This is a genomic window from Pseudokineococcus sp. 1T1Z-3 (genome assembly GCF_037482365.1).
In the GTDB taxonomy this organism is placed as follows: domain Bacteria; phylum Actinomycetota; class Actinomycetes; order Actinomycetales; family Quadrisphaeraceae; genus Pseudokineococcus.
On record NZ_JBBHZF010000001.1, the window covers coordinates 309,213 to 333,140 of the forward strand.

The window sequence follows — 23,928 nt, forward strand, 5'->3', positions numbered from 1 at the left end:
CCAGGTGTGCGCCGCCGCCACCATCGTCTCGCTGCCCGTGCTGGCGGCCGGCTTCGCCGCCCAGGACANGCCACGGCCCTGATCTGCTTCATCTTCAGCTGGCAGGAGCTGCTGCTGGCCCGCTCCCTGACGGCGGTCGTGGCGGGCACCGCACCCGTGTTCCTCACGAGCTTCGTCACCAGCCAGGGCCTGTTCCTCGCCCAGGTGTGCGCCGCCGCCACCATCGTCTCGCTGCCCGTGCTGGCGGCCGGCTTCGCCGCCCAGGACAAGCTGGTCCAGGGCCTGTCCCTCGGCGCCGTCAAGTAGGCCTCGACCCGACGCCAGCCCCGGCGCGCCGCCCGACCACGACCCCGAGAGGCACCCCCATGACCCCCCTCTCGTCCTCGACGCTGCCGTCGCTGGACTCCTTGCCGGTCCCGACCTACGACCGCGGCGCGGTGACGCCGGGGATCGTGCACTTCGGCGTCGGCGGCTTCCACCGCGCCCACCAGGCGATGTACCTGGACCGTCTGCTGGGCGCGGGCACGGCGCTGGACTGGGGCATCTGCGGCGTCGGCGTCCTGCCGGCCGACGAGAAGATGGCCGAGACCATGGCGGCCCAGGACTGCCTCTACACGCTCGTGCTCAAGCACGCCGACGGCACCTACGAGCCGCGGGTCGTCGGCTCGGTCGTGGAGTACCTCTTCGCCCCGGCGGACCCGGAGGCGGTGCTGGCGCGGATGGCGGACCCGGCCACCCGCATCGTCTCCCTCACCGTCACCGAGGGCGGGTACCACGTGCACCCGGTCACCGGGGAGCTGGACACCAGGGACCCGCGGCTGCAGGCCGACCTCGCCGGCGACACCGCGCCGACGACGACCTTCGGCTTCATCACCGAGGCGCTGCGCCGTCGCCGGGAGCAGGGCACCGGGCCGTTCACGGTGATGTCCTGCGACAACATCCAGGGCAACGGCGACGTCGCGCACCGGATGATCACGGCCTACGCCCGCGCGCGGGAGGAGCGCACGGGCGGGGACCTCGCGGACTGGGTCGAGGCGGAGGTGCCCTTCCCCAGCTCGATGGTCGACCGCATCACGCCCGTCACGACCGACGACGACCGCGCGGCGGTCGCCGAGCGCTTCGGGGTGCAGGACGCCTGGCCGGTCGTCTGCGAGCCCTTCACCCAGTGGGTGCTGGAGGACCGTTTCGTCGCCGGCCGCCCGCCGTACGAGGACGTCGGCGTCCAGGTCGTCGACGACGTCCACCCCTACGAGCGCATGAAGCTGCGCCTGCTCAACGCCAGCCACCAGGCGCTGTGCTACCTCGGCTACCTCTCGGGCTACCGGTACGCGCACGAGGTGTGCTCCGACCCGCTCTTCGCCGACTTCCTGCTCGCCTACATGGACGAGGAGGCGACGCCGACGCTGCAGCCCGTGCCCGGCGTCGACCTCGACGCCTACAAACCCGGGCTCGTCGAGCGCTTCGCCAACCCGGAGGTCCGCGACACCCTGGCGCGGCTGTGCGCCGACAGCAGCAACCGCATCCCCACGTGGCTGCTGCCCGTGGTCCGCGACAACCTCGCGAGCGGCGGCCCGGTCGGGCACGCCGCTCTCGTCGTCGCCGCCTGGGCGCGGTACGCCGAGGGCGTGGACGAGCAGGGCGAGCCGGTCGACGTCGTCGACGCCGGCGCGCAGGAGCGGGTCGCCGCGGCCCGGGCCCAGCTGGAGGGGGACGACCTCGCCTTCCTGCGGGACACCGACCTCTTCGGCGACCTCGCCGAGCAGGAGGCCTTCACCACGCCCTACCGGGCGGCCCTGGCCTCCCTGCACGCCAAGGGTGCCCGCGCGACCCTCGAGGACCACATGGGCGCCTCCCGCGGGTGACCCGGTGAGGGCGTGGGGGCCGCTGGCGCCGCGGCGGTCGTCCGGTCGCTAGCCTGCCCGCCGTGCGCGTCGTCGTGGCCGTGGACTCCTTCAAGGGCTCGCTCAGCACCCGTGAGGCCGGTGAGGCCGCGGCGGCCGGCGTGCGGGCGGCGGTGCCCGACGCCGACGTCGTCGTCGTGCCCGTCGCGGACGGCGGCGAGGGGACGGCCGAGTGCCTCGCCGACGCATGGGGCACGTCGCTGCGGACTCTCACGACCACCGACGCCCTCGGCCGCCCGTGCGCGGCGACGTGGGGGCGCTCCGCCGACGGGGCTCGCGCGGTGGTCGAGATCGCGTCCGCGAGCGGGCTTCCCGGGGTGCAGGACGTCCCGCTGCGAGCGCGGGAGGCCTCGACGCTGGGTACGGGCGCGCTGCTCGCGGCCGCGCTCGACGCGGGCGCCCGCGAGGTGCTCCTCTGCCTCGGCGGCAGCGCGACGACGGACGGCGGCGCGGGGCTGCTCGTCGGCCTCGGCGCCCGGCTGCTCGACGCGGACGGGCAGGACCTGCCGCCCGGTGGTGGGGCGCTGGCCCGGCTGGCCCGGCTGGACCTCTCGGGCCTGCACCCCCGGGCCGGCGAGGTGCGCTGGCGCCTGGCGTGCGACGTCACCAACCCGCTGCTGGGGCCGGGGGGCGCCGCCGCCGTCTACGGGCCGCAGAAGGGCGCGGGCACGCGGGACGTCGAGGTCCTCGACGCGTGCCTGGCGCGATGGGCGGCCGTCCTGCAGGAGACCACGGGGGTCGACGTCACCGGCCTGCCCGGCGTCGGGGCGGCGGGCGGCGCGCCGGCCGCGCTCGTCGCCGTCCTCGACGCGGGGCTGGAGGCCGGCGCCCCGCTCGTGCTGGCGGAGGCCGGTCTGCCGCAGCAGCTGTCGCGGGGCGCGGACCTCGTGCTGACCGGCGAGGGCTCCTGCGACGACCAGTCGGTGCAGGGCAAGGTCGTCGACGGCGTCGCCCGGGCGGTGCGGGAGGAGAGCGCCTGCGCGGCAGCGGCCGTCGTCGTGCTCGCCGGTCGCGTGGCGATCTCGCCGGCCCGGCTGGCCGAGGCGGGCGTCGACGCCGCCTTCAGCATCGCGCCGGGGCCCTCCGAGCTGGTCGACCTGCAGCGCGACGCCGCTCGGCTGCTCGCCGACGTCGCCGAGCGGGTCACGCGCCTCGTGAGCCGCGCCGGAGGCTCACCAGCGGTGCGCGACGTCCAGCACGAGGCGTGAGGTCGTGCCGTCGGTGAGGACGAAGGAGCGGAACGGCAGCCGCGCGCGGACGCCGACACCCACTGTCGTCTGGCCCTCGAAGCTGCCCGCGAGGGCGACCTGGCGGAGCGTCGAGGCGCCGCGGACGTCGACGAGCTCGCGGGCGTCGGCGGGGGCGTAGGTCGGGCGGAAGTCGTCGTCGTGCGCGGGGGCGCCGACGACGAGGAGCAGCCGCGCACCGCCCCGCAGCGGCACGCGCGCGCCGCTGCCGTCCTGGGTGACGGCGTCGACGTAGCGCACGTGATGGCCGCCGACCGGGCCGGCGACGTCGACCACCACACGGTCGAAGCAGGCGTGCCGGCCAGAGCGGACGCCCGTGACCTCGCCGTCCGCCAGCCCGGGGGCGCCCTCCGGCGTCGAGCCCCACACCGCGCGGCAGGTCGCCGCCTGAGCGGCGGCGGCTGGCCCGACGACCGAGGGGCTCACCACCGCACCGGCCGCGACGGCGAGCGCGGTGAGGACGGGGGCGCCTCTGCGTCGTCCCCGGCGGGCCCGTCGCCCGTCCGGCGAGGTCGACCCCTGCACCAGCACCGCCGCTGACCCCATGACCGCTCCTCCACCGTGCGGCGCGTCGTCGTCGACATGCCGGGAGCCGGACTGTAGTGACGCGCCGTCACCACCGCAGGGCTTTCACCCGCCCGGCCCAACGGCCTGGCCCTGCTCCGCCCCTCCCGCGCGACGTCCCGGCGCCCCCACCCCCGCGACGTGTGACCTGGACGCGCCCCCCACCCCCGACGTGTGACCTGGACGCGCAGAAGGCGTCTCGCGAGAGCGCGACAAGGTCACACGTCGCGAGGGGACGGCGACCCAGGGCGGGCGGGTGGCTCGGGGAGGGGGCAGGAGCTCGGGCTCGGGAGGAGCGGAGACGCGGGGCTCGGCCACGCACTCGCGCTCGGTCAGAGGAGGTACTGGAAGGCGGGGCTGCCCGGCTCGAGGCGCTCGACGTCGAGGCCCGTCTCGGCCATCCGACCGAGCAGGGGTGAGAGGTCCTCCGGGCGGGCGACCTCGACGCCGATGAGCGCCGGACCCGTCTCGCGGCTGTTGCGCTTGACGTACTCGAAGCGCGTGATGTCGTCGTCCGGGCCGAGCACCTCGTCCAGGAAGCGTCGCAGCGCCCCGGGCTCCTGCGCGAACTGCACGAGGAAGTAGTGCTTGAGGCCCTCGTGGACGAGCGAGCGCTCGAGGACGTCGGCGTACCGGCTGACGTCGTTGTTGCCGCCGGAGAGCACGCAGACGACGTCCTGCCCCGGCTCGAGGAGCACCTGCCGGCCGAGCGCCGACGACGCGAGCGCGCCCGCGGGCTCGGCGATGATCCCGTCGGTCTGGTACAGCGCGAGCATCTCGGTGCAGATCTGCCCCTCCGGAACGGCGACGAGCCCGGCGCCGGCCGCCTGCACCAGCGGCGTCGTCACGTGGCCGGCCGTCCGCACGGCGGCGCCGTCGACGAAGGTGTCGACGTCCACGAGCGGCACCGGTCGTCCGGCCGCGAGGGCCGCGGCCATCGACGCCGCGCCCGCGGGCTCGACGCCGACGAGCCGGGTCCCCGGGTGGCGCTCACGCAGCCACGTGCCCATGCCGGCCAGCAGACCGCCGCCCCCGACGGGCACGACCACGACGTCGGGCGCCCGGCCCAGCTGCTCGACGACCTCGCACGCGACCGTCCCCTGCCCGGCCACGGTCCGCGGGTCGTCGAAGGCCGGGACGACGACGGCGCCGCTGCGCTCGGCCTCCTCGCGCGTCGCGGTGACGGCGTCGTCGTAGACGTCGCCCACGACGACGACCTCGACCGAGGAGCCGCCGAGCGCCGCGATGCGCTCCCGCTTCTGGCGGGGCGTCGTGCGCGGGACGACGACGCGCCCCCGGACGCCGAGCTGGCGGCACGCCGCCGCCACGCCCTGCCCGTGGTTGCCCGCGCTGGCGCAGACGACGCCGCGGGCCAGCTCCTCCGGTGCCAGCTGGGCGAGCAGGTTGTAGGCGCCCCGCACCTTGTAGGAACGGACGGCCTGCAGGTCCTCGCGCTTGAGGTGCACCTGCGCCCCGGTCCGCTGCGACAGCCGCTCGGAGCGGTGCAGCGGCGTCCGCGCGACGACGCCGTCGAGCCGGCGCGCGGCCTCCTCGACGCTCGCGGCGGTGACGGGCGGCAGGTCGGCGGCCGGCCCGCTCGCGCGCGAGGAGTCGGGGACGGCCGTCGTCCGGTCCTGCGCCGTGCTCAGGCGGGTGTCGATGGGTGCCTCCTGCTCGTGCCCTGGTGCTCCTGGTGCGGCGTCGACGTCGTCGTCGTCCGCCGGGATGCTAGGCGCGCGTGGTCGCCGCGACCCCGCACCGTCCGCCCCGTGGGTGCGCCTCAGCCCAGCAGGTCGTGCCGGACGACGGACTCCTCGCGCCCGGGCCCCACCCCGATGACCGAGATCCGCGCCCCCGACATCTCCTCCAGCGCCTCGACGTAGCGCTGCGCCGCGGGCGGCAGCTCCTCCCACGTCCGGGCGCCGGAGATGTCCTCCTGCCAGCCCTCCAGCTCGGTGAGCACGGGACGGGCGTGGTGCAGGTCGGTCTGCGTGGCCGGCAGCTCGTCGAGGTGGCGGCCCTCGACCTCGTATCCGGTGCACACCGGGATGCGCTCGAGGCCGCCGAGGACGTCGAGCTTGGTGAGCACGAAGTCGGTGACGCCGTTGACGCGGGCCGCGTAGCGGGCGACCGGCGCGTCGTACCAGCCGCACCGCCGGGGGCGACCCGTCGTCGTCCCGAACTCGGCACCGGCCTCGCGCAGCGCGTCGCCCTCGGCGCCGTGCAGCTCGGTGGGGAAGGGCCCCTCCCCGACGCGCGTCGTGTACGCCTTGACGACGGCGACCACCCGCGAGACCCGGGTCGGCGGGATGCCGGAGCCGGTGCAGGCGCCGCCCGACGTCGCGCTCGACGACGTCACGAACGGGTAGGTGCCGTGGTCGACGTCGAGCATGGTCGCCTGGCCGGCCTCCAGCAGGACCGTCTCCCCGCGGTCGAGCGCCTCGTGCAGCAGCAGCCCCGTGTCGGCCACCATCGGGCGCAGCCGGTCGGCGTAGCCGAGCAGCTCCTGGACGACCTCGTCGGCCTCGACCGCGCGCCGGTTGTAGACCTTGACGAGCACGTGGTTCTTGAGCTCCAGGGCCGCCTCGACCTTCTGGCGCAGGATGCTCTCGTCGAAGACGTCCTGGACCCGCACGCCCACGCGCGACATCTTGTCCGCGTAGGTCGGCCCGATGCCGCGGCCCGTCGTCCCGATCTTGCGCTTGCCGAGGAACCGCTCGGTCACCCGGTCCAGCGTGCGGTTGTAGGGCGGGATGAGGTGGGCGCTGGAGCTGACGACGAGCTTGCCCGCGTCGACGCCCCTCGCCTCGAGCGCGTCGACCTCCTCGAAGAGCACCGCGAGGTCGACGACGACGCCGTTGCCGATGACGGGCGTCACGCCGGGCGTGAGGATGCCGCTGGGCAGCAGGTGCAGGGCGTACTTCTGGCCGTCGACGACGACGGTGTGCCCCGCGTTGTTGCCGCCGTTGAACTTCACGACGTAGTCGAGGCGATCACCGAGCTGGTCGGTGGCCTTGCCCTTCCCCTCGTCACCCCACTGGGCTCCGACGAGCACGATGGCGGGCATCGGGTTGCACCTTCTCTTCCGGCGGCCGGTCGTCGGTCACGGTGGCGGCGCGCCCAGGAGCCCGGCACAGCCGGGTGGGGAGGCTACCGCCCACGTCGACGGCGCGACGTCCGCGCCGCCCGCGCAGCGCCGCCCGTGGCCGGGAGACTGCTCGGGTGAGCGCGAGCGAGGACGCCCGTCGGGCCGCGGCGCGGACCTTCCCGAGGCTCCACGTCCGGCCCCAGCAGGGATGGGTCAACGACCCCAACGGGCTGGCCCGCGTGGACGGCAGGTACCACGTCTTCTTCCAGCACAACCCCCACTCCCCCGTCCACGACGCCATCACCTGGGGCCACGCCAGCTCGCCCGACCTCCTGCGGTGGACCGACGAGCCTGTGGCCCTGCGACCGCGTCCGGGCGGCGCGGACGCCGCCGGGTGCTGGAGCGGCTGCGTCGTCGACGACGACGGGGTCCCGACGGCCGTGTACAGCGGCGTCGGCGTCCTCGACCGGTCGGGCGCCACGTCGGTGCTGCTCGCCACGAGCGACCGGACGATGCGGGCGTGGTCGCCGGTCGAGCGACCGGCGGCGGGGATGCCCGCGCCGGGCGATCTCGAGCACGCCGTCACCGACGTGCGCGACCCCTTCGTGCTGACGCACGCGGGACGCCGGTACGCGGTGCAGGGCGCGGGGCGGCGCGGTGGGCCGGCGCAGGTCCTCCTCTACGACGCCACCGACCTGCGCCGGTGGGAGCTGCTCGGCCCGCTGCTGACGAGCGAGGACCCGGTGGCGGCCGAGCACGCCGCCGCCGACATCTGGGAGTGCCCCGACCTCGCGCGCGTGGACGGCCGCTGGGTGCTCGTGCTGTCCCGGTGGGTGCTGCCCGAGGGCGCGAGCCTGCTCGACGGCGCCGGGGAGCTGGCCGGCGCGTGCGCGCTCGTCGGCGACCTCGTGCCCGCCGAGGAGGAGGGGGACGGCCGGCACCTGCGCTTCGTGCCCGTCGCAGGTGGCGCCGTCGACCGTGGGCCGGCGTTCTACGCACCGCAGCTGCTGGTCGAGGCGCCGCAGGTGAAGGCCCCACCGGTCGAGCCCGCGGCTGACGGGTCCGGCCCGGCCGAGCCCGGTCGGACGCTCATGTGGGGCTGGTCCTGGGAGCTGGGGCGCACGGACGCGCAGCTGCGGGAGGCGGGCTGGGCGGGGGTGCTCACGTCCCCGCGGGAGCTGCGGGTGCGCGGTGACCGCCTCGTCACCGTCCCGGCGCGTGAGCTGCTGGGCCTGCGCCGCGAGGCCCTGGACCCGACGGCGCCCCTGGTCGAGCCAGCGGTCGAGGCCGTCGGCGACGGGGCCGGGCAGCTGCGGCTGGTGGGTGCGGACGGACGCGACGAGCACGTCGTCGACCTGCCGTCCGGCGGCTGGCGGCTGCTCGTCGACGGCAGCCTCGTCGAGGTCTTCCCCACGGACGGCGAGGTCCCCGCCGCGACGACGAGGGCCTACCCGCGCGACGACGACGCCTGGGTGCTCCGGGTGGACGCCGCCGGCGGCGGCGTCCGCTCCGCCCTGCGGGCCTGGCGCCTAAGTCTGCCGTCGTGAGGCCGGGGCCTCGTCGTCACGGACGACGACGAGATGCGGGGCGACGACGTCGTCAGGCCGGCGGCAGCAGCTCGGCGGACGCGGCGGGGTCGCAGTCGGCGAGGAAGGTCGCGCAGCGCTCGGCCTCGTCCTGCTCGCCGACGGCGGCGGTGGCCCGGGCGAGCGCCGCGAGCGCCCGCAGGAAGCCGCGGTTCGGCACGTGGTCGTAGGGCACGGGGCCGGCCCCGCGCCAGCCGGCGCGGCGCAGCGCGTCGAGGCCGCGGTGGTACCCGGTGCGGGCGTAGGCGTAGGCCGCGACCACCTCGCCGTCGGCCAGGGCGTCCTCGGCGAGGACAGCCCACGGCAGGCTCGCGGCCGGCGCGGCGGCCGCGACCTCGGCGGGGTGCTGGCCGCGCTCCAGAGCCGCCGCTGCGGGCTCCTCCAGCTCGCCGGAGAGCCGGGTCGCCGGCGGTCCCCCGAGCAGGTCGCGGCCGTCACGGGCGGGAGGGGTCGGCAGGCTCATGGGCGCCAGTGTGGCCCAGCGCCCGCACGACCCCGTCGCTCGGGCGGGTGCGGGAGGGGCCTCGGACGGGCGCCGTCCGAGCGGGCGTGCGAGCGTGGAGGTGTGATCGAGCTGTCCACCACCCCCACGACGGCGGTGCTCGTCGTCTCGGGGGACCTGGACCTCTCGGCGCGCGGCGAGTTCCCCGAGCTCGTCGCCCGCGTCAGCGGCCTGCGCCGCCAGCTGCTCGTCGTCGACCTCTGCGAGACGACGTTCCTCGACTCGACGGGCGCGGCCTTCCTCATCTCCCTCGCCGACGTCACCAGCCGTCGCGGCGGCGTGACGTCCCTGCGCGGCGGCGACGACCGCACGCTCTACGTGCTCGAGGTGTGCGGCGCGCTCGGCATGTTCCGGGTCGACGAGGGCCACCGCTGCGAGCCCGAGCACTCAGCGAGCCCCTGGGCGAGGTCGAGGGGCTGACACCGGCCTCGTCCCGCGCGGGACGAGGCCAGAGGCGGCGTCACCACGCCTACCCCCCGACGGGCACCCGCGCCCAGACCGTCTTGCCCGAGCGGCCGTGCCGCCACCCCCAGTCCGAGAGCCGTTGGACGACGTGCAGCCCGTAGCCGCCGGGTCCCTCGCGCCGCTCGAGCACGACGCCGGGCGGCGCGGGGTTGGAGTCGTCGACCTCGACGAGCAGGGCGCCCTCCTCCTGCGCCAGCCGCAGGCCCACCGAGCCCCAGCCGTGCAGCACGGCGTTGGCGACGAGCTCGGAGACGACCAGCTCGGCGTGCGACGTCGACGGGAGCCCCCAGAGCACCCCCGCGGCCGCCACGCGCCGTCGGGCCCGGGCCACCGACGAGGCCTCGCCGGGCAGCTGCCAGCGGCGTCGCCGGGGCCCGGGCCTCGGCGTCACGGCTGAGGGCACGCGCACCACGACGACCGCGAGGTCGTCCTCGGGGGCGTCCCCGAGGACGTCGATCAGGTGCTCGCCCGTCCCGGCCGCGTCGGTGCCCGCCACCTGCCCGCAGGCCGCGACGAGGGCGTCGACCCCCTCCCGCAGCGAGCGCGAGCGGCGGCTCACGAGGCCGTCCGTGCAGAAGGCGACGACGTCCCCAGGGCCCAGCTCGAGAGTCTCCGTGGGGCGCGGCCTGTCCCCGACGCCGACGAGGACGCCGGCGCCTCCCTCCAGCGGCGCGGCGCGGCCGGCCTGCACGAGCACGGGCGGCAGGGCGCCCGCGCGCGACCACGCCATCTCCCAGGTGCCGTCGTCCAGCTCCTCGAGCCGGGCGTAGACGAGGCTCGCCGAGCGACGCACCCGCATCCCCGTCACGAGCTGGTCGACGCGGGCGAGGACGGTCCCGGGCTCCTCCTGCTCGTGCGCCGACGCCCGCACGACCGAGCGCAGCTGGCCCATGGCGGCCGCCGCCTCGACGTCGTGCCCGACGACGTCGCCCACCACGACACCGACGACGCCGGAGCCCTCGCCGCCGGGCTGCATGACGTCGAACCAGTCGCCGCCGACCTGGGCGTGCTCACCGCCGGGGGCGTAGTAGGACCAGATGTCGAGCCCGGGGACGGACGGCAGCTCGGGGAGCATCGAGCGCTGCAGCGTCTCGGCGAGCAGCCGCTGCTGCTCGTGCAGGTCGGCCGCCGCGAGCGAGAGGCCCGTGCGGCGGGCGACCTCGACCACCAGGTCGAGGTCGGCCCCGACGTGCCGGGCGTCCCCGTGGCCACCTGCCGCGCCGGGGCCCGTGGCGCCCTCCGGGTCGACGGCACCGAGGACCAGGAGGGCCAGGACGCCGTCACGGCCGGGCACCGGCACGACGACGGCAAGCCGGCCCCCGTCGTCCGGGCGGCCGAGCCCGGCGGCGTCGAGGGCACCGGCCAGCCACGCCCCGACCGGGGTCGCGCCGGCCTCGGCGGGGTCGGTCGGCGCGTCGACCGGGCTCTCCAGGCGCACCGCCACGGGTGCGGGCCGCCGCCCGAGCACCTGCGCCGCGAGAGGGTCGCGCGCCGCCGCGTCCCCGCGGGGCAGCGGCAGCGGCCGCACGGAGGGGGGCTGCGCGCCCGAGACGGCGGCCAGCCGCACGTCGCCGCGGACGAGGACGAAGGCCGCCCACGGCCAGGTCCGCGCCAGCACCTCGACCAGCCGGCTCGCCGCGTGCGGCACGTCGAGGACGGCGACGGCCTCCCCGACGTCGGCCAGCACGGCGAGCCGGGCGCGCGCGGTCTCGGCGGCCCGCTCGGCGAGGACCCTCGCCGTGACGTCCACCTGCACGCCGACGTGGTGGCGGACGTCACCGGCCTCGTCCCGGACGGGCGTGACGCTCAGCTCCCGCCACTGCGGGGCGCCGTCCCGGTCGAGGGTCTCCAGGAGCACGCGGGCCGGCTCTCCGGCCTCGAGGCGACGGTGGACCTCGGCGAGGGCCTGCGGGTCGCCGACCTGGTCCTCCAGCCGCTGCCGGGTGAGGTCACCCGCCCCCTCCTGCGGGGACCAGCCGGCGGCCCGGGTGAAGGCCTCGTTCGCCCACACGACCGGCGCGCCGTCCTGGCGCGGGTCGCTGACGAACACCGGGACGTCCGTGGCCCGGGCGGCGACCGCTGCCAGCTCGGCGACGTCTGGGGCCGTGGCGTCGCCGGACGGGGCGGGGGGCGGGCCCTGCCGCACCACCGGGTCGACCACGCGCGGCTCCGATCGTCTAGCGTGACCGTCGTTCCGCGGCGGGGCCTGCGGCACGAGCGGAGGGTGGGTCGGAGGGTAGTGATGTCGGGCGACGGTAACACCGGGGCACCGCCCCGGAGCGGGGTGGCGACGGCCGGTGACGACACGGCCGACGCCGGGTCGGTGCACGTGATCATGGGGCAGGAGAAGACGCGGATCGTCCTGTCCGGGGAGATCGACGCGCTGCTCAGCCCCGATCTCGTCGAGGCCGCCGCCGACGCCGAGGACGCCCGGCGCCCCGTCGAGGTCGACGCCCAGCACGTCACCTTCATGGACTCCACGGGAGTCGCCTTCCTCGCCCGCCTGGCCTCCCGCTCGCACACCCGGCTGGTGCTGATCCGCCCGCCGGACGTCGTCAAGTTCCTCATCGAGGTCACCTCGATCAACGACCTGCTCGACGTCGTCGACGACGACCCGGGGGTCGACGACACGGTGCCGCAGGGCGACGACGACGGGCCCGACCAGGCCGCCTGAGCGCTGACGGCCGCCCGTCGGCGCCGTCGCCGGCCGCGCCTGGGGCGACCCCCCCCGTCACCTCGACGTCCCCTGTCACCTCGACGTCCTCGGCCACCTCGACGTCGCCAGCCCGGACACGGCGAAGGGCCCACCTGCTCGACGGCAGGAGGGCCCTTCGACCGGTCGCGGCTCCCGCTCGGGGCGCCGCGGGGCCGACCGCGAGGTCAGCGCAGCGACGTCCCGGCGCTGCGCAGGCCCTCGCAGGCCTCGACGACGCGGGCGGTCAGCCCGGCCTCGGCGGCCTTGCCCCACACGCGCGGGTCGTAGGTCTTCTTGTTGCCGACCTCGCCGTCGACCTTGAGCACGCCGTCGTAGTTGCGCAGCATGTGGTCGGCGACCGGACGGGTGAAGGCGTACTGGGTGTCGGTGTCGATGTTCATCTTGACGACGCCGTGGTCGACCGCCGCCGAGATCTCCTCGGGCAGCGAGCCCGAGCCGCCGTGGAAGACGAGCAGGAAGGGCTTGTCGTCGCCGTCCGGCTGGTGCTTCTCGGCGACCGCCTTCTGCGCCTGGGCGAGGATCTCCGGCCGCAGCTTGACGTTGCCCGGCTTGTAGACGCCGTGGACGTTGCCGAAGGTCAGGGCGGCCATGTAGACGCCCCTCTCCCCTAGGCCCAGCGCCTCGGCGGTCGCGAGCGCGTCACCCTCGGTCGTGTAGAGGTGCTCGTTGATCTCGTTGGCGACACCGTCCTCCTCGCCGCCGACGACGCCGATCTCGACCTCCAGGACGATCTTGGCGGCGGCGGCCTTCTCGAGGAGCTCGGCGCCGATGGCGAGGTTCTCGTCGAGCAGGACTGCCGAGCCGTCCCACATGTGCGACTGGAACAGCGGCTCCTGCCCGCGGTCCACCCGCTCCTGGCTGAGGGCGAGCAGCGGCCGGACGAAGGTGTCGAGCTTGTCCTTGGGGCAGTGGTCGGTGTGCAGCGCGATGTTGACGTCGTACCGCGCGGCGACGACGTGGGCGAACTCGGCCATCGCGCTCGCGCCCGCGACCATGTCCTTCACGCCCTGGCCGGAGGCGTACTCCGCGCCGCCGGTGCTGACCTGGACGATGCCGTCGCTGCCGGCGTCGGCGAAGCCCTTGATGGCGGCGTTGAGCGTCTGGCTGCTCGTGACGTTGATCGCCGGGTAGGCGAAGGACTGCTCCTTCGCGCGCTGCAGCATCTGCGCGTAGACCTCGGGGCTGGCGATGGGCATGGGCGTCTCCTCGGACGTGGCGGGCGCTCCCGCCGGGCGGCCCGCCCGGCCCCGTCAGCGGGTCCGGGCGGCGTCTGGCCTGTCTGCGGCCCGATCCTTCCACGGCGGGGCCGCCGGCCACCCGTCGTGTCGGTCACAGCCGGCGGGACGCCTCAGACCGTGCCCGACGGCGCTCCCGGCACCTGGCCGAAGACGTGCCGACGCACCCAGGCGTGCAGGGCGACGGCGGCCGCGGCGCCGGCGTTGACCGACCGGGTCGAGCCGGCCTGGTGGATGGCGAGCACGGCGTCGCACGCGGCGAGAGCCTCGTCGGTGAGCCCCCGGCTCTCCTGGCCGAGCAGCAGGACGACGCTCTCGGGCAGGTCGTAGGTCTCCAGCGGCACCGACCCGGCCGTGTTGTCCACGCCGAGCACGGGCAGGCCCTGCTGCTCCGCCCAGGCCACGAGCGCGGCCACGTCGGCGTGGTGGTGCACGTGCAGGTACCGGTCGGTGACCATCGCGCCGCGGCGGTTCCAGCGGCGGTTCCCGACGACGTGGAAGCCGGCGGCGTTGACGGCGTTCGCGCTGCGGGCGACCGACCCGATGTTCAGGTCGTGCGCCCAGTTCTCCACGGCGACGTGGACGCCGGCGCGTGATGCGTCCAGGTCGGCGCGCACCGCCTCGACGCGCCAGTAGCGGTAGCGGTCCACCACGTTGCGGCGGTCGCCGCGGGCGAGCAGCTCGGGGTCGTACCGCTCGTCGGCCGGCCAGGCCGAGGGGCCGCCCGGCCAGGGCCCGACCCCGACGACGTGCCCGTCGTCCTCGACGGGGTCGTCGGGGCCCGGCCCTGCCTCAGCAGGCAGACAGCCCACCGGCGGGCTGGCTAGCCGAGTCCGATGCCGAGGCCCGGGCCGACGACCAGGCCGACGACGATGAGGACGACGCCCCAGAGGATCTGCTTGCGGATGAGGGCGAAGACACCGGCGACGATGAGGACGACGCCGAGGATCCAGAGCAGGGTTGCCATGGTGAGACCTTCCGTGGTGATGGCTGGGAGCTTCCTGACCGCCGTCGGCGGCGCGTCGACGGTAGGCGTGATCTCCACCACGCGCGCGGCGACGGCCAGGTCGTCTGGTGCGCAGCCCCGGGGAGCGGCACGATCGCGGCATGAGCACCCCGAGCGAGGACGCCCTGCCCGAGGTCGAGTGCTGGCTCACCGACATGGACGGCGTCCTGGTCCACGAGGGCCACGCCCTGCCGGGCGCCGCCGACTTCCTCCAGCGGCTCGTCGACCGCGAGCGCCGTTTCCTCGTGCTGACCAACAACTCGATGTTCACCCCGCGCGACCTGCGGGCGCGGCTGGCGGCGTCCGGGCTGCACGTCCCGGAGGAGTGCATCTGGACCTCCGCACTCGCGACGGCGGAGTTCCTCGCCCAGCAGGTGCCGGACGGCTCGGCCTACGTCATCGGCGAGGCGGGTCTCACGACGGCGATCCACGAGGCCGGCTTCACGATGACGACCAGCTCGCCGGACTACGTCGTCCTCGGCGAGACCCGCACGTACTCCTTCACCGCGATCACGACGGCGATCCGCCTGATCGAGGGCGGCGCGCGCTTCATCGCGACCAACCCGGACCCGACCGGGCCGTCCGCCGAGGGACCGCTCCCGGCCACGGGCGCGGTCGCCGCCCTCATCACCCGGGCGACGAAGAGGGAGCCGTACGTCGTCGGCAAGCCGAACCCGATGATGTTCCGCAGCGCCATGAACCGGATCGAGGCGCACTCGGAGACCACGGCCATGGTCGGGGACCGCATGGACACCGACGTCGTCGCCGGCATCGAGGCGGGGCTGCGCACGACGCTCGTGCTGACGGGCTCGACCCGGCGCGAGGAGGTCGAGAGCTACCCCTTCCGCCCGACCCGCGTCTGCGCGTCGATCGCGGACGTCGTCGACCTCGTCTGAGGAGCGCACCGACCCGGCGATGACGCCGCGTCACCGCAGCTGATCGAAGAGGTCCGGCTTCCCGGCCGCAGCGGCACGGAGAGTGAGCGCCCAGGCCCGTGAGGCCGGGACGTCGCCTACCGTTTCCCCCCGTACACCGCGCGTCCATGTGACGTCCGCCCACGGACCGGGGGGTCCTCCGTGCGCATGACCGTCCGTCCTGGCGTCCTCGTGGCGTTGCTGCTGCCCGTCGCCGTCGTGCTCGTCGCCGTCAGCGCCGCCGTCCACCTGTGGGGCCTGGCGACCCCCGGGGGGGTGCCTTTCGACGGCTACGAGCGCCTGGTGGAGATCGTCGACGTCGACACCGAGACGACGGTGCCGACGTGGTTCTCGGCGTCGCTGCTGCTGCTCTGCGCGCTGCTGCTGCTCGACGTCACGCGCACGGCGTGGGCCGGGCGCAGCCGGTGGCGCTTCCACTGGGCCACCCTCGCCGTCGTCTTCGCCTATCTCTCGGCCGACGAGGGCAGCCGCCTGCACGAGACCGGGTCGGCGCTGCTGGACCGGGCGGGCGTCGACACGGGGCTGCGCTTCGGCTGGGTCGCCCTCGCCGTGCCGCTCGTCGCGGTCCTCGCGCTCGCGATGCTGCCTTTCGTGCGCCGGCTGCCGCGGCGGACCGCGCTCTCCTTCGTCGGCGCGGGGGTCCTCTACGTCGGCGGCGCGGCCGGCCTGGAAGTGGTGAGCGGGTTCGTCGTCGACGCGACCGGCGTCGGCAGCGCCCCGTACGTGCTCGTCTCGAGCCTCGAGGAGCTGTGCGAGATGGCCGGCGCGACCGTCTTCGCGTGGGCCGTCGCCGACCACCAGCGGCGGCACCTCGCGGCGGTGGAGGCGCAGGCGCCGCACGCCGCTCGGTCGGGGCGGGCACCCGTCGGGGCAGCCCACGCCTGAGCGGTCGTGCTGAGCGGCCGGCGGAGCAGACCGCCCGACGTCAGTCCGTCGGCCGGGTGGACTCGTCCGCGTCGAGACCGAGCTCGCCCTTGGTGTAGACGGCGAGGTAGTCGAGGCCCTGCGCCTCGATGCGCTCGCGGGCGCCGGTGTCGCGGTCGACGAGCACGGCGACGGCGAGGACGTCGGCGCCGTGGGCCCGCAGCGCCTCGACCGCCGTCATCACCGACCCACCGGTGGTCATGGTGTCCTCGACGGCCACGACCGCGCGCCCCGCGACCTCGGGCCCCTCGACCTGGCGCTGCAGCCCGTGGGCCTTGCCCTGCTTGCGGACGACGAAGGCGTCGAGCGCGCGGCCCTGGGCGGCGGCGGCGTGCAGCAGGGCGCCGGCGACGGGGTCGGCACCCATGGTCAGCCCGCCGACGGCCTCGGGCGCGAGGCCCTTGCCGTCGAGGAGCTCGAGCATCACCCGGCCCACCATCGGGGCGGCCTCGTGGTGCAGCGTGATGCGACGCAGGTCGACGTAGTAGTCCGCCTCGGCGCCGCTGGAGAGGGTGACGCGGCCGTGGACGACGGCCAGCTCACGGATGAGCGAGAGCAGCCGCGCACGGTCGGTGCTCACAGGGTCGAGCGGCAGGTCGGCCTCGGGGCGGGGGCTGGCGGCGTCCACAGGCGGCCACGCTAGCCGGTCGTCCACAGGGCGGCGCCCACCGCGGGGCCGGCGTCGGCGGCCGCGAGCACGCTCCGCCGCATGGACACGACGACGCCGCTCGACCCCCGGGCCCGCACCGACGGCACCGGCCTCTCCCTGCCGTCGACCCCGCTCGCGGGCCCGCCGCCTGCGGGCGAGCTGCCGGAGGAGGACGAGCCGTACCGGCCGCACGTCCCGCCCGACTCCCCGGACCTCCTCGCCCGGCGCCTCGCGTCCTGGCTCGTGCCGACGCTGGTCACGGCCGCCCAGCGCCTCGACGAGGCCCGGCAGCCGGTCCTGCCGCCGGTGGCGCACGGCTCCGTCGCGCTGGGGGTGCTCGAGGCGGTGTGGACGCCGCGCGTCGACGCCGCCACGACCCAGCGCGTCGTCGGGCGACTCGCGGCGGCGCACGGGACCGACGCGGACGCCGGTGTCCTCCTCGCGGCGATCTCCGCGGCCGGAGGGGAGGAGCGCTGGGCGAGCGCGCACGCGACGCGCCACCGCGTGCTGCCCTCGCCGGGCGCACCGCTGAAGGCCTCGGCCGCCCGTGCCGGCGCCCAGGTGCTGCACGAGGCCGGGGTCGGGTCGGCGGCCGCCCTGCGCGCCCTGCTGGCGGCGGCGCGCGAGCGGCCGTCGCCCGCGGCGCAGGACGAGGAGCGCTTCCCCCGCGTACCGCAGGACCTGCGGCTCGACCCGGCCCTCGCGCAGGCGCGCGAGCGGTACGACGCGATCCGGTCGGCCTGGTGCGCCGTCCCGGGGCAGGCGTCGGGACGCTCGTGGCACCGGCTCCTGCTGCTCGTCGGCGCGGAGGACGTCGTGCCCGACGAGGACGTCCGCCGCTTCGTGTCACGGTGGCACCGGCGGTTCCTGCAGCGCCGGCACCTCACGGCCGGGGCGGCGCGGGCGAGCAGCGTGCCCGACCGGTGGACCGCGGCCGACCTGCTGGAGACGGCCGCCGGTCTCGCGGGGATGTCACCGCGGCAGGTCGACCACCTCGCCTGGCGCAGCGAGCTCCTGCGCTCGGCGAGCGCCCGACGTCCCGTCGGCGCGGACGGGACGTCGGTCCCGGAGCAGCCGGCGGCGCCCTCGTGAGGGCGCCGCCACGGCGCGCTCAGCCGATCTCGACGACGACAGGCGCGTGGTCGCTGGCGCCCTTGCCCTTGCGCTCCTCGCGGTCGATCGAGGCGCCGGTCACCCGCTCGGCGAGCACCGGCGAGCACAGCGCGAAGTCGATGCGCATGCCTTCGCGGCGGGGGAAGCGCAGCTGGGTGTAGTCCCAGTAGGTGTAGGTGCCCGGGCCCGGCGCGTGTGGGCGGACGACGTCGGAGTAGCCGGCGTCGACGACGGCGCGGAAGGCCTCGCGCTCGGGCTCGGAGGTGTGCGTGCTCGTGGCGAAGACGGCGGGGTCCCAGACGTCCTCGTCGGTGGGAGCGACGTTCCAGTCCCCGCACAGCGCGACCTGCGCCTGCGGGTCCTCGGCCAGCCACGCGGCGCCGGCGTCGCGCAGGCGCGCGAGCCACTCGAGCTTGTAGGCGTAGTGCGGGTCCTCCAGGGCGCGGCCGTTGGGCACGTAGAGGCTCCACACGTCGACGCCGCCGCAGCGAGCGCCCAGGGCGCGGGCCTCGGCCTCGTCACCCTCGCCCCAGCCGGGCATGCCGGGGAAGCCGACGCGCACGTCCTCCAGGCCCACGCGCGAGAGCACGGCGACGCCGTTCCACTGGTTGAGGCCGTGGTGGGCGACCTCGTAGCCGGCGGCGCGGATCTTCTCCTCGGGGAACTGCTCGTCCTTGCACTTGGTCTCCTGGACCGCGAGGACGTCGACGTCGCTGCGTGCCAACCAGGCCACGAGGCGGTCGGCACGGGCACGGACGGAGTTGACGTTCCAGGTGGCGATGCGCACGGGCGGCGACGCTACCGGCCGCTCCGGACGATGGCTCTGGCCGTGCGGCCCACCGCTTCCCGGTCGCTACGGTGCGCCCATGGCGACGGCACTGGTCACGGGCGGCACCTCCGGCATCGGCGCGGCCTTCGCGGCCGAGCTCGCCCGCCGGGGTCACGACCTCGTCCTGGTCGCCCGCGACGCGGCCCGGCTGGAGGAGGTGGCGGGCGACCTGCGCGCTCCCGGGACGCAGGTCGAGGTGCTGCGGGCCGACCTCGCCGACCGCGCCGACGTCCAGCGGGTCGCCGACCGGCTCGAGGACGCCGGCCGCCCGGTCGACCTGCTCGTCAACAACGCCGGCTTCGGCCTGAAGGGGCGGCTGCTCGACCCCGACACGGCCGAGCAGGAGCGGGCGCTCGACGTCATGTGCCGGGCGGTGCTGGTGCTCGGCGGTGCCGCCGGCCGGGCGATGCAGGTGCGGGGGCACGGCGCCGTCCTCAACGTCTCCAGCGTCGCCGGCTTCGTGACGATGGGCGGCTACTCGGCTGTGAAGGCCTGGGTCACGAGCTACTCCGAGGGGCTGGCGAACGAGCTGAGGGGCACCGGCGTCACGGTGACGGCGCTGTGCCCAGGCTTCGTGCGTACCGAGTTCCACGAGCGCGCGTCGCTGCACATGGGCGGCCTGCCGGAGGTCGGCTGGGTCGACGTCGACGAGCTGGTGCGTGCCGCGCTGGCCGACGTCGACCGCGGGCGGGTCATCTCGGTCCCCACCGCCCGGTACGCCGTCGTGGCACAGCTGGCCCGCCACGCCCCCAAGGCCGCTGTGCGGTGGGCCTCCCGCTCGATCGTCGCCGCGCGCAGCTGACGTCTCGGGAGAGGCGGGGCACGCCCCCAGCCCCGGCAGACCGACGGCCGTGGACCCCCCCGCGGGCCACGGCCGTCAGTCCACGCCCCACCTCGCGCAGTGCCGACGGGCGGCGACGCGTAGGAGCAGTGCGGTGAGGCTAGGCCAGCCTTGGGTCGCCCTACCAGTGCCAGACCGCTCCACCGTGTCCTCACTTGTGTGGACGCGGCCCCCTGTGCACCTCGGACGGCCCACCCAGCGCGGACGGCCGCACGTGCGGAGGGGTCGCGGGCGGCCTCAGGACCGGCGTCGTCGGAGCACAAGACCGCGGGAGGCGCCGTCGCCCGCGCCGCCCCCGATGACGTCGTCGGCCGTGAGGTCCCTCTCCCGCGGGGACGACGCGCCGGCGGCGTCCGCGGGGGCCGTCCCCGAGCCGGTCTCGCCGGCGGCCGTCAGCGCCGGCACCTGCTGGCGTCGGCCCCACCCGTCGGCCTCGTCAGCCGCCAGGGCGACGTCGACGACCACCGTGTCTCCGGCCTGCACCTCCCCGGCGAGCAGCGCCCTGGCCAGGCGGTCACCGATCTCCTTCTGCACGAGCCGGCGTAGCGGCCGGGCGCCGTAGGCGGGGTCGTAGGCCTCCAGCGCGAGCCAGTCGGCGGCGGCCGGGGTGACCTCCAGGCCCAGGCGACGCTCGGCCAGCCGGGCCGCGAGCCGACCGACGGCCAGCCCGACGATGCGGCTGAGCTCCTCGGTACCCAGCGGGTCGAAGACGACGACCTCGTCGAGGCGGTTGAGGAGCTCGGGCTTGAAGGCCCGTCGCACCTCCGCCATGACGGCGTCGTGCGTGGCCTCGCGGCTCATCGCCGGGTCGACGAGGTAATGGCTGCCGAGGTTGCTCGTCAGCACCATGATCACGTTGCGGAAGTCGACGGTGCGGCCCTGCCCGTCGGTCAGCCGCCCGTCGTCGAGCACCTGCAGCAGCACGTCGAAGACGTCGGGGTGAGCCTTCTCCACCTCGTCGAGCAGGACGACGCTGTAGGGACGGCGACGCACGGCCTCGGTGAGCTGGCCGCCCTGGTCGTAGCCGACGTACCCCGGCGGGGCACCGACGAGCCGTGCGACGGAGTGCTTCTCGCCGTACTCGCTCATGTCGACGCGGACCATGGCGCGCTCGTCGTCGAAGAGGAAGTCCGCGAGCGACTTCGCGAGCTCGGTCTTGCCGACGCCGGTGGGCCCGAGGAAGAGGAAGGAGCCCGTCGGGCGGTCGGGGTCGCCGATGCCGGCGCGGCTGCGGCGCACGGCGTCCGAGACGGCCGCGACCGCGCTGCGCTGGCCGACCAGGCGCTCGCCGAGCACCTCCTCCATCCGCAGCAGCTTGCCGGTCTCGCCCTCCAGCAGGCGCCCGGTGGGGATGCCGGTCCAGGCCGCGACGACGTCGGCGACGTCGTCCGCGCCCACCCGCTGGGCGACCATCGGCTCCTGCCCGGCGAGCTCGTCCTCGGCCGCCTCGGCCTCGGCGAGCTCACGCTCCAGCGCGGGGACGTCCTGGAAACGCAGCCGGGAGGCGCTCTCCCAGTCCGTCTCCCGGACGGCACGGTCGGCGTCGCCGCGCAGCGCCTCGAGCCGGGCTCGCAGGTCGCCGACGCGGTTGACGCCGCTCTTCTCCTTCTCCCACCGGGCCGAGAGGCCGGCGAGGCGCTCGCGGCGGTCGGCGAGGTCCCCGCGCAGCCGCTCGAGGCGCTCGGCGGCGGCCGGGTCGTCCTCGGCGGCCTTGACGAGCGCCATCTCCTCCATGACGAGACGGTCGACGGAGCGGGCGAGCTCGTCGACCTCGACGGGCGAGGAGTCCAGCTCCATCCGCAGCCGGGAGGCGGCCTCGTCGACGAGGTCGATGGCCTTGTCGGGCAGCTGTCGGCCGGTGATGTAGCGGTCGGAGAGCTGGGCGGCGGCGACGAGCGCGCCGTCGGTGATGGTGACCTTGTGGTGGGCCTCGTAGCGCTCCTTGAGCCCGCGCAGGATGGTGACGGTGTCGGTGACGTCGGGCTCGCCGACGAGCACCTGCTGGAAGCGCCGCTCCAGCGCCGGGTCCTTCTCCACGCGCTCGCGGTACTCGTCGAGCGTCGTCGCGCCGACCAGGCGCAGCTCGCCGCGGGCGAGCATGGGCTTGAGCATGTTGCCGGCGTCCATGGCGCCCTCGCCGCCGGCGCCCGCGCCGACGACGGTGTGCAGCTCGTCGATGAAGGTGACGACCTGCCCGTCGGAGCCGGAGATCTCCGCGAGCACGGCCTTGAGCCGCTCCTCGAACTCCCCGCGGTACTTGGCGCCGGCGACCATCGCGGCGAGGTCCAGGCTGATGAGCCGCTTCCCGCGCAGGGACTCGGGGACGTCGCCGTCGACGATCCGCTGGGCGAGGCCCTCGACGACGGCGGTCTTGCCGACGCCGGGCTCGCCGATGAGCACGGGGTTGTTCTTCGTGCGGCGCGAGAGCACCTGGACGACACGGCGGATCTCGGCGTCACGGCCGATCACCGGGTCCAGGCGGCCGTCGCGGGCGGCCTGGGTGAGGTCGACTCCGTACGTCGAGAGGGCCTGGTAGGTGCCCTCGGGGTCGGGCGAGGTGACCTTCGCGGTGCCGCGGACCTGCGGGAGCGCCTCGAGGAGGGCCTCCCGGGTGGCCCCGGCGGAGCGCAGCAGCTCACCGGTGGCACCGCCGTCGGCGGCGAGCGCCATCAGCACGTGCTCGGTGGAGACGAAGGAGTCCCCGAGCGCACGCATCTCCTGCTGCGCGGTGGGGACGACGGCGAGCGCCCCGCGCGAGAGCTGCGGCTGGGCGACGCTCTCCCCCGCCGTCCGTGGCATCGCGGCGACGAGCGCCTGCGCCTGCTCGCGCACGCGCGACGGCGTCGCGCCGACGGCCTCGAGCAGCCCTGAGGGGACGCCCGCGGCGTCGTCGGTGAGCGCGACGAGCAGGTGCGCGGGCTCGACCTGCGGGTTGCCGGCCGCCGCCGCGGCCTGGACTGCGGCAGTGATGGCCTCGCGGGTCCTCGTCGTGAAGTCGGGGTCCACGGGTTCCTCCTCGTGCGTGCCGGCTCCCCGGCGACTGGCGACCACGACCTGGCCGGCCGCGTCGAGACTTGAGTGTAGGTCGCTCAACCTCGGTCGGCGCGTCGTCATTCCGTCGGGTGGGTGACGTGCGCGCAAGCCTCTTGTAGGTTCTCGCCGAACTTGACAGTGGTCTCACGTTCCTGTCAGCGGCGTGTCAGCGGTCTCACGAACCTGTCAGTGGGTCAGGCTGCTCGCGTGAACGGTGACCAGGTCACCCTGCGGTAAGGCGACCACGTCGGCGACGACATCACGACGACGTGGGCGCAGGCGCGCGCCGAGCTCGTCGCCGAGGGACTGCCGGTCCGGATGCCCCCGACCTACCGGGGCCAGCGCAGCTACCCGGGCCTGTTCTGGGCGGCGACCCGCCGCACGCTGGTCCACGAGCACCAGGCAGCCTCATGTCGCGGCCATGCCCGAGCTCGGCTGCTCGCGGCGGCTGGTCCGCGGCGAGCGAACACCGGCCGCGCGGTCGCTGGCGCGCTCTTCCTGGCGCAGCGGGCGATCCTCACTGACGCCGTCGGCCACGGCGCACGGCCGTCCCGCTCACGCTCGCTGGCCGGACAGCGTCCCGCTGTCGATCGTCTGCTGGAGAGCCGTCGGCGACCCAGCGACCAGTCGGACGCGGTCGGTCGCTACCTTCTGACCCGTGAGGACGGACGCGACATTCCGGTACGGCGGTGCACTCGTCATGGCCCTGGTCATCGGCTTGGGCCTTGGCTTCGCCGTGAGCCCGGGCGCCGGTGTGACCGCAGGGCTGATCGCCGGCCTGGTCTGGCTGGCAGTCGGGGTCCTTGGCCAGCGGCGATCCGCGCGTACCTGACCCGTCGGACACCGTCTGCAGCGGATCGTCGTCTGGGGCGTCGGCAGGAGAAGTTGAGGGAGAAGCTCAGGCTCCGTCCACCCCAGCCCGCCGAGCCAGCACGGCGACCTCCCGCCTTGTCGGGGCGCTGGCGGCACGCCACGGCATCACGTAGCGGGTCTGCCCATCGACAGCGACACCGCTTTCGGACACCACTTCCCGTCAGGAGCAATACCAAGCGGCGGCCGTCCCAGCAACCGACCGGCGACCGTGCAGGTCGCAGGGACCGCGTGGCGCGGCCTCGCGGTGACGCCGCCAGCAGACCCGTCCGGATGGACATCCCACGCAGGTGCCTCATGCGGGACGCCCCCAACGCCGCCGTACCCCGGTGCTGCCTCTCCCCCGCCCCGACCGACGCCCCGCCCGAGGCGGGGGTGGGGCCCGGCTGAGGAGCGCGACAAGTTCCCGAGACGTCGGCGCTGA

Annotated in this window: 21 protein-coding genes and 1 pseudogene; 11 read left to right on the forward strand and 11 right to left on the reverse strand. The window is 75.6% G+C overall.

The annotated features are described in order from the left end of the window. Positions 1-69: 69 nt before the first annotated feature. From WDV86_RS01395 to WDV86_RS01405, 3 genes and pseudogenes are all read left to right on the forward strand, one after another. Positions 70-306, forward strand: a pseudogene (locus WDV86_RS01395) (carbohydrate ABC transporter permease); the annotation flags it as partial. A gap of 59 nt (positions 307-365) precedes the next feature. Then, entirely contained in the window at positions 366-1,862 is a 1,497-nt protein-coding gene (locus WDV86_RS01400; protein WP_339565797.1) for a mannitol dehydrogenase family protein, read from the forward strand. 62 nt (positions 1,863-1,924) lie between these two features. Further along, positions 1,925-3,109: a glycerate kinase family protein gene (locus WDV86_RS01405; protein ID WP_339565798.1), complete on the forward strand. Its 1,185-nt coding sequence runs from the start codon at positions 1,925-1,927 to the stop codon at positions 3,107-3,109. Here the strand turns inward: WDV86_RS01405 and WDV86_RS01410 are convergent. From WDV86_RS01410 to WDV86_RS01420, 3 genes are all read right to left on the reverse strand, one after another. Continuing rightward, on the reverse strand, positions 3,074-3,694 hold the full coding sequence (locus tag WDV86_RS01410) for an AMIN-like domain-containing (lipo)protein (protein ID WP_339565799.1): 621 nt from the start codon (positions 3,692-3,694) through the stop codon (positions 3,074-3,076). The two genes, WDV86_RS01405 and WDV86_RS01410, sit on opposite strands and share 36 nt — an antisense overlap. 350 nt (positions 3,695-4,044) lie before the next feature. Then, positions 4,045-5,292, reverse strand: coding sequence for a threonine ammonia-lyase IlvA (gene ilvA / locus WDV86_RS01415; protein WP_445262898.1), 1,248 nt, complete (start codon positions 5,290-5,292; stop codon positions 4,045-4,047). A gap of 200 nt (positions 5,293-5,492) precedes the next feature. Beyond that, positions 5,493-6,779: an adenylosuccinate synthase gene (locus WDV86_RS01420; RefSeq protein ID WP_339565800.1), complete on the reverse strand. Its 1,287-nt coding sequence runs from the start codon at positions 6,777-6,779 to the stop codon at positions 5,493-5,495. Between the two features lie 155 nt (positions 6,780-6,934). On the opposite strand from WDV86_RS01420, the gene WDV86_RS01425 reads away from it, so the two are divergent. Next, positions 6,935-8,347, forward strand: coding sequence for a glycoside hydrolase family 32 protein (locus WDV86_RS01425; protein ID WP_339565801.1), 1,413 nt, complete (start codon positions 6,935-6,937; stop codon positions 8,345-8,347). Between the two features lie 52 nt (positions 8,348-8,399). Here WDV86_RS01425 and WDV86_RS01430 read toward each other — a convergent pair whose 3' ends face one another. Next, the gene (locus WDV86_RS01430) at positions 8,400-8,849 is read right to left on the reverse strand and encodes a DUF3151 domain-containing protein (RefSeq protein ID WP_339565802.1); all 450 of its coding nucleotides are present in this window, start codon (positions 8,847-8,849) and stop codon (positions 8,400-8,402) included. Between the two features lie 102 nt (positions 8,850-8,951). Here WDV86_RS01430 and WDV86_RS01435 point away from each other — a divergent pair, with 102 nt between their 5' ends. Continuing rightward, complete coding sequence (locus tag WDV86_RS01435; protein ID WP_339565803.1) at positions 8,952-9,308, forward strand: STAS domain-containing protein; 357 nt, start codon at positions 8,952-8,954, stop codon at positions 9,306-9,308. A 49-nt stretch (positions 9,309-9,357) separates the two neighbouring features. On the opposite strand, the gene WDV86_RS01440 is transcribed toward WDV86_RS01435, so the two are convergent. After that, positions 9,358-11,514 carry an ATP-binding SpoIIE family protein phosphatase gene (locus WDV86_RS01440; protein WP_339565804.1) on the reverse strand — a complete coding sequence of 719 codons (2,157 nt, stop codon included), beginning with the start codon at positions 11,512-11,514 and terminating at the stop codon, positions 9,358-9,360. Positions 11,515-11,595: 81 nt separating this feature from the next. Between WDV86_RS01440 and WDV86_RS01445 the strand changes: the two genes are divergently transcribed. Continuing rightward, the gene (locus WDV86_RS01445) at positions 11,596-12,027 is read left to right on the forward strand and encodes an STAS domain-containing protein (protein ID WP_339565805.1); all 432 of its coding nucleotides are present in this window, start codon (positions 11,596-11,598) and stop codon (positions 12,025-12,027) included. A 206-nt stretch (positions 12,028-12,233) separates the two neighbouring features. Here WDV86_RS01445 and fbaA read toward each other — a convergent pair whose 3' ends face one another. From fbaA to WDV86_RS01460, 3 genes are all read right to left on the reverse strand, one after another. After that, positions 12,234-13,265, reverse strand: coding sequence for a class II fructose-bisphosphate aldolase (gene fbaA / locus WDV86_RS01450; RefSeq protein ID WP_339565806.1), 1,032 nt, complete (start codon positions 13,263-13,265; stop codon positions 12,234-12,236). Between the two features lie 152 nt (positions 13,266-13,417). Then, entirely contained in the window at positions 13,418-14,107 is a 690-nt protein-coding gene (locus WDV86_RS01455) for a TrmH family RNA methyltransferase (RefSeq protein ID WP_445262899.1), read from the reverse strand. A gap of 20 nt (positions 14,108-14,127) precedes the next feature. Then, positions 14,128-14,271 (reverse strand): GPGG-motif small membrane protein, encoded by a 144-nt coding sequence (locus tag WDV86_RS01460; RefSeq protein WP_339565808.1) that lies wholly within the window; start codon positions 14,269-14,271, stop codon positions 14,128-14,130. 140 nt (positions 14,272-14,411) lie between these two features. On the opposite strand from WDV86_RS01460, the gene WDV86_RS01465 reads away from it, so the two are divergent. Together WDV86_RS01465 and WDV86_RS01470 are read left to right on the forward strand one after the other, a co-directional pair. Beyond that, the gene (locus tag WDV86_RS01465; protein ID WP_339565809.1) at positions 14,412-15,206 is read left to right on the forward strand and encodes an HAD-IIA family hydrolase; all 795 of its coding nucleotides are present in this window, start codon (positions 14,412-14,414) and stop codon (positions 15,204-15,206) included. 186 nt (positions 15,207-15,392) lie between these two features. Beyond that, the gene (locus WDV86_RS01470; RefSeq protein WP_339565810.1) at positions 15,393-16,130 is read left to right on the forward strand and encodes a hypothetical protein; all 738 of its coding nucleotides are present in this window, start codon (positions 15,393-15,395) and stop codon (positions 16,128-16,130) included. A 40-nt stretch (positions 16,131-16,170) separates the two neighbouring features. On the opposite strand, the gene pyrE is transcribed toward WDV86_RS01470, so the two are convergent. Next, positions 16,171-16,797, reverse strand: coding sequence for an orotate phosphoribosyltransferase (gene pyrE / locus WDV86_RS01475; protein WP_339565811.1), 627 nt, complete (start codon positions 16,795-16,797; stop codon positions 16,171-16,173). Between the two features lie 81 nt (positions 16,798-16,878). Here pyrE and WDV86_RS01480 point away from each other — a divergent pair, with 81 nt between their 5' ends. Next, on the forward strand, positions 16,879-17,910 hold the full coding sequence (locus tag WDV86_RS01480; protein WP_339565812.1) for a hypothetical protein: 1,032 nt from the start codon (positions 16,879-16,881) through the stop codon (positions 17,908-17,910). 19 nt (positions 17,911-17,929) lie between these two features. Here WDV86_RS01480 and WDV86_RS01485 read toward each other — a convergent pair whose 3' ends face one another. Next, positions 17,930-18,718 (reverse strand): exodeoxyribonuclease III, encoded by a 789-nt coding sequence (locus tag WDV86_RS01485; RefSeq protein ID WP_339565813.1) that lies wholly within the window; start codon positions 18,716-18,718, stop codon positions 17,930-17,932. A gap of 79 nt (positions 18,719-18,797) precedes the next feature. Between WDV86_RS01485 and WDV86_RS01490 the strand changes: the two genes are divergently transcribed. Beyond that, positions 18,798-19,562 carry an SDR family NAD(P)-dependent oxidoreductase gene (locus WDV86_RS01490; protein ID WP_339565814.1) on the forward strand — a complete coding sequence of 255 codons (765 nt, stop codon included), beginning with the start codon at positions 18,798-18,800 and terminating at the stop codon, positions 19,560-19,562. A gap of 276 nt (positions 19,563-19,838) precedes the next feature. Here WDV86_RS01490 and clpB read toward each other — a convergent pair whose 3' ends face one another. Further along, positions 19,839-22,607, reverse strand: coding sequence for an ATP-dependent chaperone ClpB (gene clpB, locus WDV86_RS01495; RefSeq protein WP_445262880.1), 2,769 nt, complete (start codon positions 22,605-22,607; stop codon positions 19,839-19,841). A gap of 685 nt (positions 22,608-23,292) precedes the next feature. Between clpB and WDV86_RS01500 the strand changes: the two genes are divergently transcribed. After that, positions 23,293-23,466: a hypothetical protein gene (locus tag WDV86_RS01500; RefSeq protein WP_339565815.1), complete on the forward strand. Its 174-nt coding sequence runs from the start codon at positions 23,293-23,295 to the stop codon at positions 23,464-23,466. Positions 23,467-23,928: the final 462 nt, after the last annotated feature.